The sequence below is a fragment of the Streptomyces mirabilis genome, assembly GCF_039503195.1.
GTDB lineage: Bacteria > Actinomycetota > Actinomycetes > Streptomycetales > Streptomycetaceae > Streptomyces > Streptomyces mirabilis_D.
Genome location: NZ_JBCJKP010000001.1, coordinates 8,106,698 through 8,119,628 on the forward strand (window position 1 = coordinate 8,106,698; position 12,931 = coordinate 8,119,628).

The window sequence follows — 12,931 nt, forward strand, 5'->3', positions numbered from 1 at the left end:
GTCGTTCGTCGCGGTCGAGGCGTGGGTAATGCCCCGGCGGGCACCTACGGTAGGCACCATGAATGCGATCCGGCTGCTTCTCGTCGACGACGATCCGCTGGTCAGGGCCGGCCTGTCCTTCATGATGGGCGGCGCCGACGACATCGAGATCGTCGGCGAGGCCGCGGACGGCGGCGAGGTCGAGGCGCTCGTCGACCGCACCCGCCCGGACGTCGTCCTGATGGACATCCGGATGCCGGTGATCGACGGACTCACGGCCACCGAACGGCTGCGAGGGCGCGAGAACGCGCCGCAGGTCGTGGTCCTCACCACGTTTCACGCCGACGACCAGGTGCTGCGGGCGCTGCGCGCGGGTGCCGCCGGGTTCGTCCTCAAGGACACGCCGCCTGTGCAGATCCTCGACGCGGTACGCCGGGTCGCGGCCGGTGACCCCGTGCTCTCGCCCGCCGTCACCCGCCAGTTGATGGAGCACGCGGCCGGTGGGGCGCCGGGCGGGCGGCGCACCGGCGCTCGGGACCGGATCGGCGCGCTCAACGACCGTGAACGCGAGGTCGCCGTGGCCGTCGGCCAGGGCTCCTCCAACGCCGAGATCGCCGCCGAGCTGTACATGAGCGTCGCCACCGTCAAGACCCATGTCTCACGGATCCTCGCCAAGCTCGGCCTCAACAACCGTGTGCAGATCGCACTGTTGACGTACGACGCGGGACTCCTGGAGGGAGACGACGGGCACTGAGCGTGGCGCCCGCGCGTTGGAAGGACAACGGGAGGGGGACCATGATCGATCTGGGCGAGTACGGCGCGGGGTTCACGCGGGACCCGTATCCGGTGTACGCGGCGCTGCGCGAGCGCGGCCCCGTCCACTGGGTGCGGACACCGCAGCCGGGCGCGTACGAGGGCTGGCTCGTCGTCGGCTACGAGGAGGCGCGGGCCGCTCTAGCCGACCCGAGGCTCTCCAAGGACACGAGGAGAGGGGGGTGGAGTTCGCTCGAAGAAGAGCTGATGGGCCGGTATGTGCTGATCGCCGACCCGCCGGAGCACACCCGGCTGCGCTCCCTCGTCACGGGCGCGTTCACCATGCGGCGGGTGGAGGCGCTGCGCCCGCGCGTCCAGCAGATCACCGACGAACTGCTGGACGAGATGCTGCCGAAGGGGAGAGCCGACCTCGTCGACTCGTTCGCCTATCCGCTGCCGATCACCGTCATCTGCGAGCTGCTCGGCGTCCCGGACATCGACCGGGTGGCGTTCCGCGCGATGTCGAACGAGATCGTGACGCCGACCGATGGAGACTCCGAGCTGGCCGCCGTCCGGCAGCTGGCCGCCTATCTCGATGAGCTGATCGAGGACAAGCGGTGCACGGCACCCGGCGACGACCTGCTCAGCGACCTCATCCGCACCCGGGCCGAGGACGGCGACCGGCTCTCCCGTGCCGAGTTGCGCGGGATGGCGTTCATCCTGCTGGTCGCGGGCCACGAGACCACGGTCAACTTGATCACGAACGGTGTGCACGCCCTGCTCACCCACCCCGACCAGCTCGCCGCGCTGCGGGCCGACATGACGCTCCTCGACGGCGCGGTGGAGGAGGTGCTGCGCTTCGAGGGACCGGTGGAGACCGCGACGTACCGCTATGCGGCGGAGCCGTTGGAGATCGGTGGCAGGGCCATCGCGGCGGGTGACCCGGTGATGATCGGGCTCGACGCCGCGAACCGTGACGCTGCGCGCTGCCCGGATCCGGACCGCTTCGACATCCACCGCGCCCCGCAGGGCCATCTCTCCTTCGGGCACGGCATCCACTACTGCCTGGGTGCGCCGCTGGCCCGTCTCGAAGCCCGGGTCGCGCTGTGCTCCCTGCTGGAGAGATGCCCGGATCTCGCGCTGGACGGGCCCCCTGGTGACTGGCTCTCGGGCATGCTGATGCGCGGTCTGCGCAGCCTGCCGGTGCGCTGGTGAGTGGTGGTGCGTGGGGGGAGTGAGTGGAGGGGTGACGGTGGTGCGGTTTCGGGCGGGGAGCGGCACCGATGCGTTCGCTCAGTCCCGTCTGCCGGGGATCTCCGCCAGATACACCGGGCGTCTCTCCAGCCGCGACAGCTCGCAGGCCTCGGCGATGCGCAGGGCGTGCAGGGCCTCCTGCCCGTCGCAGGGGTTGGCGCGTTCGCCGCGCACGACGTCGACGAAGGCGGCGAGCTCGGCCTCGTAGGCAGGGCCGAAGCGCTCCAGGAAACCGGTCCACGGCTTGTCGGCGGCCGGCGGTCCGGCCGGTTCGGTGGAGGCGATGGGCGTACGGTCGTCCAGGCCGACGCCGATCTGGTCCAGCTCGCCGGCCAGCTCCATGCGTACGTCGTAGCCCGCGCCGTTCAGCCGGGTCGCGGTCGCCGTGGCGAGCGTGCCGTCGTCCAGGGTGAGGACGGCGGCGGCCGTGTCGATGTCGTGCGCCTCACGGAACATCGAGGGCCCGGCGTCGGAGCCCATGGCGTACACCTCGACGACCTCGCGGCCGGTGATCCAGCGCAGCATGTCGAAGTCGTGGACGAGGCAGTCGCGGTACATGCCGCCGGAGATCGGGAGGTACGCGGCCGGGGGCGGCGACTGGTCGGAGGTCATCGCGCGGATGGTGTGCAGCCGTCCGAGCCGCCCCGAGCGCACCGCCTCCCGCGCGGTCGCGTAGCCCGTGTCGAAGCGGCGCTGGAAGCCCAGCTGCAGGACCGTGCCGGCCGCGTCGACCTCGGCGAGCGCGGACAGCGTGCCCGGCAGATCGACGGCGATGGGCTTCTCGCAGAACACCGGGAGCCCCATGCGCGCTGCCCTACCGATCAGTTCGCCGTGCGCCGAGGTGGCCGCCGTGATCACCACGGCGTCCACGCCCCAGGTGAAGATCTCGTCCACGCTGGGTGCCGCCGTGGCGCCCAACCGGTCCGCGACCGCATGTGCCCTCACCGAGTCCGCGTCCGTGACGATGAGGGAGCCGACCTCGCGGTGGCGGTTGAGAACGGTCGCGTTAAATGTACCGATTCGACCCGTTCCGATAAGTCCGATGCGCATGGGAACAAAGTGCGGGCCCACCAGGCACGCTGTCAATGCTTTGTCCGGACAATCGAACTACACAACTTCCCGTCAACATCTCCCGGAGCTACGCTCGGCCCGTGCCGAAACCAGAAGAGGATCCGACCGTGTCGCTCCAGCTCAGCGTCGACCGCAGCAGTCCGGTCCCGCTGTACTTCCAGCTCTCCCAACAGCTGGAGGCGGCGATCGAGCACGGGACCCTGACCCCGGGCAGCCTTCTCGGCAACGAGATCGAGCTCGCGGGGCGTCTCGGGCTGTCCCGACCCACGGTCCGTCAGGCCATCCAGTCCCTCGTCGACAAGGGTCTGCTGGTGCGCCGCCGTGGTGTCGGCACCCAGGTCGTGCACAGCCAGGTCAAGCGGCCCCTGGAGCTCAGCAGTCTGTACGACGACCTGGAGGCGGCCGGGCAGCGTCCCGCGACCCGGGTGCTCGTCAACACCGTCGTACCGGCGTCCGCCGAGGTCGCGGCCGCTCTGGGCGTGGCCGAGGGCAGTGACGTGCACCGGGTGGAGCGGCTGCGGCTCGCCCACGGGGAGCCGATGGCGTACCTCTGCAACTATCTGCCCCCGGAGCTGCTGGAGCTGGACAGCGAGCAGATGGAGGCCACCGGGCTGTACCGGCTGATGCGGGCCGCGGGCATCACGCTGCACAGCGCCCGCCAGTCCGTCGGCGCCCGCGCGGCCACCGCGGAGGAGGGGGAGCGGCTCGGTGAGCCCGAGGGGGCACCGCTGCTCACCATGCAGCGCACCACCTTCGACGACACCGGGCGCGCGGTCGAGTTCGGCAGTCACATGTACCGCGCCTCGCGCTACTCCTTCGAATTCCAGCTCCTCGTACGGCCGTGAAGCGGTCGTGAAGGGGTGGTGAACCGGCTTCGGCGAGGCTGAATTTGAATCGTAAGAATGTTCTAAAAAGTCCATTGACTGGTGTGCGGGCGCAAAGCTAGAACTCCCCTCAGCCGCAAAGGTGCGGCGGAAAAGAGGGTGTTCCGACCATGCGTACAGCCCGAACGGCAGCGGCGGTGATCGCCGTGATCGCGCTCGCGGCCGGCTGCAGCAACTCCGGTGGCAAGGACTCCGAGAACAGGGCGAGCGCCGGCGGGAGCGGCGGCAAGGCCGCGGGTACGCCCCGTCTGAAGATCGCGATGGTGACGCACTCCGGCGAGGGTGACACCTTCTGGGACATCGTGCAGAGCGGCGCCAAGCAGGCGGCGAGCAAGGACAACGTCGACTTCCTGTACTCGAACGACAAGGAAGCGGGCGGGCAGGCCCAGCTCGTTCAGGCCGCCATCGACAAGAAGGTCGACGGGATCGTCGTCACCCTGGCCAAGCCCGATGCCATGAAGGACGTCCTCGCCAAGGCCGAACAGGCGGGTATCCCGGTCGTCACGATCAACTCCGGTGCCGAGTTCTCCAAGCGGTTCGGGGCGCTCGCGCACTTCGGCCAGGACGAGTCGGTCGCCGGTGAGGCCGTCGGCGAGGAGCTGAACAACCGGGGCCTGAAGAAGGCCGTCTGCGTCATCCACGAGCAGGGCAACGTCTCGCTGGAGCAGCGCTGCGCGGGCGTGAAGAAGACCTTCAAGGGCACGCTCGAGAACCTCAACGTCGACGGCACCAACGCCCCCGCCACCCAGTCCTCCGTCGAGGCGAAGCTCCAGGCCACGAAGGGTATCGACGCCGTCGTCACCCTGGGCGCCCCGATCGCCGCCGTCGCGGTGAAGGCCAAGGCCGACGCGGGCAGCAAGGCGGAGATAGACACCTTCGACCTGAACGCGGAGGTGGTCAAGCGCCTCCAGGCCAAGGAGGTCGGCTTCGCGGTCGACCAGCAGCCCTACCTCCAGGGGTACGAGGCCATCGACATGCTGTGGCTCTACAAGACCAACGGCGACATCCTCGGCGGCGGCAAGACGGTCCTGACCGGCCCGGCCATCATCACCGAGAAGGACGCCTCGACCCTCGAGAAGTACACCGCGCGCGGGACCCGCTGATGGGGTGCACGATCCCAGTGTTCGATACTTGGGCGTTTGGGGCCGGCGAGATGTCGGCCCCCGGGGCCTGCGGAATGGCCCGCCGGGCCGCTTCGCGGGCCCCGGCGCACCAAAGAACACAGCAAGAAGGGCACGGCCTCGTGGCACGGACTCGGACCTGGGTAAGCATCGCGCTCGCAGGGGCGCTGGGGGTGTCCCTCGCGGGATGCAGCAGCACCGGCGGGAAGCGGGCCGAGGATGCCCGTAAGGCGGCGTCGGCCCAGGGCAGGGCCGCGGTGAACACGCCCAAGTGGACCTTCGCGATGATCACCCATTCGGGCGATGGCGACACGTTCTGGGACATCGTGCAGAACGGCGCCAAGCAGGCCGCGGTCAAGGACAACATCGACTTCCTGTACTCGCACAACGCCGAGGCGCAGCAGCAGGCGCAGCTCGTCGACGCCGCCGTGGACAAGCGGGTCGACGGCATCATCGTCACGCTGGCCAAGCCGGACGCGATGAAGGCCGCCGTGGCGCGCGCCGAGAAGGCCGGCATCCCCGTGATCACGGTGAACTCCGGCTCCGAGCAGTCCAAGGCGTTCGGCGCGCTCGCCCACATCGGGCAGGACGAGACGATCGCCGGTGAGGCGGTCGGCGAGGAGCTGAACAAGCGGGGCCGCAAGAAGGCCCTGTGCATCCTGCACGAGCAGGGCAACGTCGGCCACGAGCAGCGCTGTGCGGGTGTGAAGAGCACCTTCCACGGCACCGTGCAGAATCTCTACGTCCAGGGCACCAGCATGCCCGACGTGCAGTCCTCCATCGGCGCCAAGCTGCAGGCCGACAGGTCCATCGACACGGTCGTCACGCTCGGCGCCCCGTACGCGGACACCGCGGTGAAGGCGAAGGCCGACGCGGGCAGCAAGGCCGAGATCGACACCTTCGACCTGAACGCGAAGGTGGCCTCGGAGCTCAAGGACGGCACACTCGGCTTCGCGGTCGACCAGCAGCCCTACCTCCAGGGGTACGAGGCCGTGGACCTGCTGTGGCTCTACAAGTACAACGCCGATGTCCTCGGCGGCGGCAAGCCGGTCCTCACCGGTCCGCAGATCATCACCAAGGATCAGGCCGCCGCGCTCGAGGAGTACACCAAGCGGGGGACCCGATGAGCGCCACTGCGCCTGCACCCGCGCCGTCGCCCGACACCAAGGTCGACGAGCGCCTCCTGAAGACCTCGCCCCTGCGCGGACTCATGGGACGGCCCGAGCTCGGCTCCGTGGTCGGCGCGATCGCGGTCTTCCTCTTCTTCGCGATCTTCGCCGACAGCTTCGTACGGGCCGCGAGCCTCAGCACGGTGCTGTACGCCTCCTCGACGATCGGCATCATGGCCGTACCGGTCGCGCTGCTGATGATCGGCGGCGAGTTCGACCTCTCCGCGGGCGTCATGGTGACCAGCTCCGCGCTGATCTCCTCGATGTTCAGCTACCAGATGACCGCGAACGTCTGGGTCGGCGTCCTCGTCTCGCTGGTCGTCACGCTGGCGATCGGCGTCTTCAACGGCGTCATGCTGACCCGCACGGACCCGCCGAGCTTCATCATCACGCTCGGCACCTTCCTGATGCTGACCGGCATGAACCTCGGCTTCACCAAGCTGATCAGTGGCACGGTGTCCACGAAGTCGATCTCCGACATGCAGGGCTTCTCCTCGGCCAGGGACGTCTTCGCCTCGACGTTCACCATCGGCGGCGTCGACTTCAAGATCACCATCCTGTGGTGGCTGGCCCTGGTCGTCGTCGCCACCTGGATCCTGCTGCGCACCCGCTTCGGCAACTGGATCTACGCCGTCGGCGGTGGCGAGGACGCGGCCCGCGCGGTCGGCGTCCCGGTCAACAAGACGAAGATCGGCCTCTACATGGGTGTCGCCTTCGGCGCCTGGATCTCCGGGCAGCACCTGCTGTTCTCGTTCGACGTCGTGCAGTCCGGCGAGGGCGTCGGCAACGAGCTGATCTACATCATCGCGGCCGTCATCGGCGGCTGTCTGATCACCGGCGGCTACGGCTCCGCGGTCGGCGCGGCGGTCGGCGCGCTGATCTTCGGCATGGTGAGCAAGGGCATCGTGTTCGCCGAGTGGAACCCGGACTGGTTCAAGTTCTTCCTGGGAGTGATGCTGCTCCTGGCGACCCTGCTCAACCACTGGGTCCGCAAGCGCGCGGAGGCGACGGCATGACGACGGACGGCGACGGCATGACGACGGACGCGGGAAAGACGACCGGCGCGGCGGCCTCGGAACGCACGGCGCTCGTCGAACTCGACGACGTCAGCAAGTACTACGGCAACATCCGCGCGCTCGAAGGCGTCTCGCTGGAGGTGCACGCGGGGGAGATCTCCTGCGTGCTCGGCGACAACGGCGCGGGCAAGTCCACGCTGATCAAGATCATCGCGGGCCTGCACCAGCACGACGCGGGCACCCTGAGCATCGAGGGCGAGGAGACCCGCCTCACCTCCCCGCGCGAGGCCCTGGACCGGGGCATCGCCACCGTCTACCAGGACCTCGCCGTGGTCCCGCTGATGCCGGTGTGGCGGAACTTCTTCCTCGGTTCCGAGCTGTCGAGGGGCACGGGCCCCTTCAGGCGCATGGACGTCGACCGCATGCGCAGGACCACCCACGCGGAGCTGCTGCGCATGGGCATCGACCTGCGTGACGTCGACCAGCCCATCGGCACCCTCTCCGGCGGTGAGCGTCAGTGCGTGGCGATCGCCCGCGCCGTCCACTTCGGTGCCAAGGTCCTCGTCCTCGACGAGCCCACCGCCGCGCTCGGTGTGAAGCAGTCCGGCGTGGTCCTCAAGTACGTGGCCGCCGCGCGGGACGCCGGCCTCGGCGTGGTCCTCATCACTCACAACCCGCACCACGCGTACCTGGTGGGCGACCGTTTCGTCCTCCTGAAGCGCGGCGCCATGTTCGGCAGCCACACCCGCGACGAGATCAGCCTCGACGAGCTGACCCGCCAGATGGCGGGCGGCAGCGAGCTGGACGACCTCCGACACGAGCTGGAGCGAAGCGCGTCCTGAGGGGCGCGGGGAGCTGTGCGTCCAGTCACATACGGCTCTCCGCTCACATACGGCCCAAGGCTCTCCAGGGCGCTCCGGCGGAGCGCCCCGGAGAGCTCAGGGGGACTCCGCCATGCGCCCCCCCGGCGCGGTGAGGCAGAATCGGCCCGATGAGCACCTACCGCGACCTCGCACACCGCGGCTCCGCGCGGGCCACCGTCCTGCGGACCGTAGGGACGCGTGAACGCCGTTCCCATCTGACGGCTCCCCGCGTCCCCACCGTCGGTATCGACATCGGCGGCACGAAGGTGATGGCGGGCGTCGTCGACGCCGACGGCAACATCCTGGAGAAGCTCCGCGCCGAGACGCCGGACAAGTCCAAGAGCCCCAAGGTCGTCGAGGACACCATCGTGGAGCTGGTCCTGGACCTCTCGGACCGGCACGACGTGCACGCCGTGGGCATCGGTGCGGCCGGCTGGGTCGACGCCGAGCGCAACCGCGTCCTCTTCGCCCCCCACCTGTCCTGGCGCAACGAGCCGCTGCGCGACCGCCTCGCCGGGCGGCTCGCCGTCCCGGTCCTGGTCGACAACGACGCCAACGCCGCCGCCTGGGCGGAGTGGCGGTTCGGCGCGGGGCGTGGCGAGGACAACCTCGTCATGATCACGCTCGGCACCGGCATCGGCGGTGCGCTGCTGGAGGACGGCCAGGTCAAGCGCGGCAAGTTCGGCGTCGCGGGCGAGTTCGGCCACATGCAGGTGGTCCCGGGCGGCCACCGCTGCCCGTGCGGCAACCGCGGCTGCTGGGAGCAGTACAGCTCGGGCAACGCGCTGGTCCGTGAGGCCCGCGAACTCGCCGCCGCGGACTCCCCGGTCGCGTACGGGATCATCGAGCACGTCAAGGGCAACATCGGCGACATCACCGGCCCGATGATCACCGAGCTCGCCCGCGAGGGCGACGCCATGTGCATCGAGCTGCTCCAGGACATCGGTCAGTGGCTCGGCGTCGGCATCGCCAACCTGGCGGCGGCTCTGGACCCCTCCTGCTTCGTCATCGGCGGCGGCGTCAGCGCGGCCGACGACCTCCTCATCGGCCCCGCGCGCGACGCCTTCCGCCGCCACCTGACCGGTCGCGGCTACCGTCCCGAGGCCCGTATCGCCCGCGCCCAGCTCGGCCCCGAGGCCGGCATGGTCGGCGCCGCCGACCTCGCGCGCCTCGTCGCCCGCCGCTTCCGCCGCGCCAAGCGCCGCCGTGTGGAGCGCTACGAGCGGTACGAGCGCTACTCCGAGTCCCGCCGCACGACCCAGGGGATGCTGTGACGGCCTCGCTGCCGCGCCAGGCCTCGCCTCCGGACGAGCCCCGGCGCCCGCCGGAGGACCCGCGCCACAAGTTCCGCCGCCGTGCCCTGACGCTGCTGATCATCGTGCTGCTCATCGGCGTCCCGGCCGGCTACCTGGTGATCTCCGCCAACCAGAGCCGCGACAGCGGCAAGCAGAAGGAGGAGAACTACTCGGCGACCGGCCTCACCGTGGGCTGGCCCTCGCGCGTCCAGCGCCGCCTCTACCAGGTGCCCATCCCGTTGAACGGCGTCTCCGTCGCCTACTACGAGACGAACAACTGGAAGACCAGCCGTCTCTACGTGCAGTTCGCCACCAATGGCGCGGGGCTGGAGCAGTTCCTCACGGAGGTCGGCACCAGCCGGGACACACTGCGCAAGAACAACATCGCCATCGGCACCCGCGACCAGAAGGTCGTCGGCTGGAAGTTCACGGGCCCCGGCTCGTGGTGGGGCCTCACGCACGAACAGAAGGACCCGGCGCCCACCCAGGACATCGTCGTGAACTGGCCCCAGCCCGGGCGCGCCGTGGTCTACGTCGTCTCCCGCACGATCCCCTGAGCCGCCCCGGCCCCGCGCCGGGGCCACCGTCGGGACCGGTTGTCAGAGCCCGCCCGTAGAGTCGAAGACAACTGATTCGACCGAGGGGCGGGAGGTGACCGGACGTATGGGCGACGAGGCCGTGAAGACCGATACGGCTGTGCCGGTGCGGCTTGCCGCCGTCTTCCTGCCCGCACCCGTGCCCCGCCAGGGACGCGTCGCCTTCTGGGACCCGGACGGCGGGCCGCTGCCCTCCGACGACCGCGCCGGGAGCGGGTCGCCCGCCGAGAACACGTCGTCCGCCGAGCCGACCGAGCTGACGGTGGTACGACCGCACGGCTCGGGAGTCCGCCGCGGCACCGTCCCCGCCCTGACCCTGCCGATCGCCGAGGCCCTCCCGCTGCTCGCCGGGGCCCGCCACGACCGCGCCGCGCATCCGGCCACGACCTGCTGGGGCGCTGCCGCGCTGCACGCACTGCGGCTCGTCGCGCGGGGCCGGATGCTGCCCGGACTCACCTCCGAGGGCCACGACGCCTGGCGCGCGGGCCCACTGGACCCGGACGACATCGCCCACCTGCGCGCCGTGGCCGCCGCTCTTCCGTACGAAGGGCATGCCGTCCCGCTCCCCGGCAAGGGCCCCCTCCGGCTGCCCGACCCGGAAGCGCTGATGCGCTCCTTCCTGGACGCGGTCGCCGACACCCTGCCGCGTACCCCCGCCGCTCCCCACACCTCAGGGAAACCCTTCGCGGCCGGAGAGCCGCAGCGGCTGCCCGGAGCCCACGACTGGGCCGCCGAGGTCGCCGCGGGCATGGACGCGGGCGTACGGATCTCGCTCCGCCTGGACCTGTCGGCGTACCAGCTCTTCGAGGACGGCGAGGGCGCGCACCGCGCGGGCGCCGCCGTCGTCCAGGTGCACAGCCTCGCCGACCCCACCCTCGTCGTCGACGCCGCGGCCCTGTGGGAGGACGACGCCGACACGGCCTTCGGCCCCCGCGCGCGCGTGGACGCGGCGCTGGCCGTGCGCCGCGCCGCCCGCGTCTGGCCGCCCCTGGACCGCCTGTCCGAACAGGACGTGCCCGACGTCCTCGCACTCTCCGAAGAGGAGCTCTCCGACCTGCTCGGCATCGCCGCGACCCGCCTCGGCGCGGCCGGCGTCGCCGTCCACTGGCCCCGCGACCTCGCCCACGACCTCAGTGCCGCCGCGGTGGTGCGCCCCGCGCCCGGCTCGGCCACGGACGGCACCGGATTCTTCGAGAGCGAGGAACTGCTCCAGTTCCGCTGGCAGCTGGCCCTCGGCGGCGACCCGCTCACCGAGGCCGAGATGGACGCCCTCGCCGAGGCCCACCGCCCCGTCGTCCGGCTGCGCGACCAGTGGGTCCTCGTCGACCCCGCCCTCGTCCGCAAGGCCCGCAAGCGGGAGCTGGGCCTGCTCGACCCGGTCGACGCCCTGTCCGTGGCGCTCACCGGCACCGCGGAGGTCGACGGCGAGACGGTCGAGGCGGTGCCGGTCGGCGCCCTCGCCACGCTGCGCGACCGTCTGACGGCCGGCATCACCCCCGTGGAGCCGCCCCCGGGCCTCCAGGCCCGGCTGCGGGACTACCAGCTGCGGGGCCTCGCCTGGCTCGACCTCATGACCTCCCTCGGCCTCGGCGGCTGCCTCGCCGACGACATGGGCCTCGGCAAGACCATCACCGTCATCGCCCTGCACCTGCGCCGGGACCGCGGCGAACCCACCCTGGTCGTCTGCCCGGCATCGCTGATGGGCAACTGGCAGCGGGAGATCAACCGTTTCGCGCCCGGCGTCCCGGTCCGCCGCTTCCACGGCCCCGACCGCACCCTGGAGGACCTCGACGGCGGTTTCGTCTTGACCACCTACGGCACGATGCGCTCGGCCGCGCCCCGGCTCGCCCAGCAGACGTGGGGCATGGTCGTCGCCGACGAGGCCCAGCACGTCAAGAACCCCTACTCGGCGACGGCGAAGGCCCTGCGGACCATCCCGTCCCCCGCGCGCGTGGCTCTCACCGGCACGCCCGTGGAGAACAACCTCTCCGAGCTGTGGGCCCTGCTGGACTGGACGACGCCCGGCCTGCTCGGACCTCTCAAGTCCTTCCGCGCCCGACACGCGCGCGCCGTGGAGAACGGCGAGGACGAGGAGGCGATCGCCCGCCTGGCCCGGCTGATCCGCCCCTTCCTGCTCCGTCGCAAGAAGTCCGACCCCGGGATCGTCCCCGAGCTCCCGCCCAAGACGGAGACGGACCACCCGGTCCCCCTGACCCGTGAGCAGGCGTCCCTCTACGAGGCCGTGGTCCGCGAGTCGATGCTCGCCATCGAGACGACCGAGGGCATCGCCCGCCGCGGCCTGGTCCTGAAGCTCCTCACCTCCCTCAAGCAGATCTGCAACCACCCGGCGCTGTTCCTGAAGGAGGACGCCCGGGCCGCCGCGCTCGGACCCTCCGCCCGCTCCGGCAAGCTCGCCCTGCTCGACGAACTGCTGGACACACTGCTCGCCGAGGACGGCTCGGCGCTGGTCTTCACCCAGTACGTGGGGATGGCCCGACTGATCACCGCCCACCTGGCCGCGCGCGCCGTCCCGGTGGAGCTCCTGCACGGCGGCACGCCGGTCGCCGAACGCGAACACATGGTGGACCGCTTCCAGAGCGGGGCCACCCCGATCCTGGTGCTGTCCCTCAAGGCCGCGGGCACCGGCCTGAACCTCACCCGGGCGGGCCACGTCGTCCACTTCGACCGCTGGTGGAACCCGGCCGTCGAGGAACAGGCCACCGACCGCGCCTACCGCATCGGTCAGACCCAGCCCGTCCAGGTGCACCGCCTCATCACCGAGGGCACGGTCGAGGACCGCATCGCCGAGATGCTCGAAGCCAAGCGGGCGCTCGCCGACGCCATCCTGGGCTCCGGCGAGGCCCCCCTGACCGAACTGACCGACCGCGAGCTGTCGGACCTGGTGTCACTGCGGAGGTCGTCGTGAACGG

General features: G+C 70.9%; 11 protein-coding genes. 10 read left to right on the forward strand and 1 reads right to left on the reverse strand.

Annotated features, from left to right (window positions below; genetic code table 11):
• Window positions 1-58 precede the first annotated feature (58 nt).
• The gene (locus AAFF41_RS36820) at window positions 59-733 is read left to right on the forward strand and encodes a response regulator transcription factor (RefSeq protein ID WP_319752392.1); all 675 of its coding nucleotides are present in this window, start codon (window positions 59-61) and stop codon (window positions 731-733) included.
• 41 nt (window positions 734-774) lie between these two features.
• Window positions 775-1,947 (forward strand): cytochrome P450 family protein, encoded by a 1,173-nt coding sequence (locus AAFF41_RS36825; protein ID WP_343325301.1) that lies wholly within the window; start codon window positions 775-777, stop codon window positions 1,945-1,947.
• A gap of 78 nt (window positions 1,948-2,025) precedes the next feature.
• On the opposite strand, the gene AAFF41_RS36830 is transcribed toward AAFF41_RS36825, so the two are convergent.
• On the reverse strand, window positions 2,026-3,036 hold the full coding sequence (locus AAFF41_RS36830) for a Gfo/Idh/MocA family protein (protein ID WP_343325302.1): 1,011 nt from the start codon (window positions 3,034-3,036) through the stop codon (window positions 2,026-2,028).
• Between the two features lie 128 nt (window positions 3,037-3,164).
• On the opposite strand from AAFF41_RS36830, the gene AAFF41_RS36835 reads away from it, so the two are divergent.
• From AAFF41_RS36835 to AAFF41_RS36870, 8 genes are all read left to right on the forward strand, one after another.
• Window positions 3,165-3,902, forward strand: a complete 738-nt coding sequence (locus tag AAFF41_RS36835; protein ID WP_060898451.1) for a GntR family transcriptional regulator — start codon at window positions 3,165-3,167, stop codon at window positions 3,900-3,902.
• Between the two features lie 149 nt (window positions 3,903-4,051).
• On the forward strand, window positions 4,052-5,044 hold the full coding sequence (locus AAFF41_RS36840) for a sugar ABC transporter substrate-binding protein (protein ID WP_343325303.1): 993 nt from the start codon (window positions 4,052-4,054) through the stop codon (window positions 5,042-5,044).
• A 140-nt stretch (window positions 5,045-5,184) separates the two neighbouring features.
• Window positions 5,185-6,189 (forward strand): sugar ABC transporter substrate-binding protein, encoded by a 1,005-nt coding sequence (locus AAFF41_RS36845; RefSeq protein WP_319752395.1) that lies wholly within the window; start codon window positions 5,185-5,187, stop codon window positions 6,187-6,189.
• A complete protein-coding gene (locus AAFF41_RS36850; protein WP_319752396.1) occupies window positions 6,186-7,247 on the forward strand; it encodes an ABC transporter permease in 1,062 nt (353 codons plus the stop codon). Before AAFF41_RS36845 ends, AAFF41_RS36850 begins: the two co-directional genes overlap by 4 nt.
• Before the next feature lie 17 nt (window positions 7,248-7,264).
• Window positions 7,265-8,089, forward strand: a complete 825-nt coding sequence (locus tag AAFF41_RS36855) for an ATP-binding cassette domain-containing protein (protein WP_319752402.1) — start codon at window positions 7,265-7,267, stop codon at window positions 8,087-8,089.
• A gap of 149 nt (window positions 8,090-8,238) precedes the next feature.
• Entirely contained in the window at window positions 8,239-9,384 is a 1,146-nt protein-coding gene (locus AAFF41_RS36860; protein WP_319752397.1) for an ROK family glucokinase, read from the forward strand.
• Entirely contained in the window at window positions 9,381-9,962 is a 582-nt protein-coding gene (locus AAFF41_RS36865) for a sugar kinase (RefSeq protein ID WP_319752398.1), read from the forward strand. Before AAFF41_RS36860 ends, AAFF41_RS36865 begins: the two co-directional genes overlap by 4 nt.
• Before the next feature lie 106 nt (window positions 9,963-10,068).
• Window positions 10,069-12,927 carry a DEAD/DEAH box helicase gene (locus tag AAFF41_RS36870; protein ID WP_343326407.1) on the forward strand — a complete coding sequence of 953 codons (2,859 nt, stop codon included), beginning with the start codon at window positions 10,069-10,071 and terminating at the stop codon, window positions 12,925-12,927.
• Window positions 12,928-12,931: the final 4 nt, after the last annotated feature.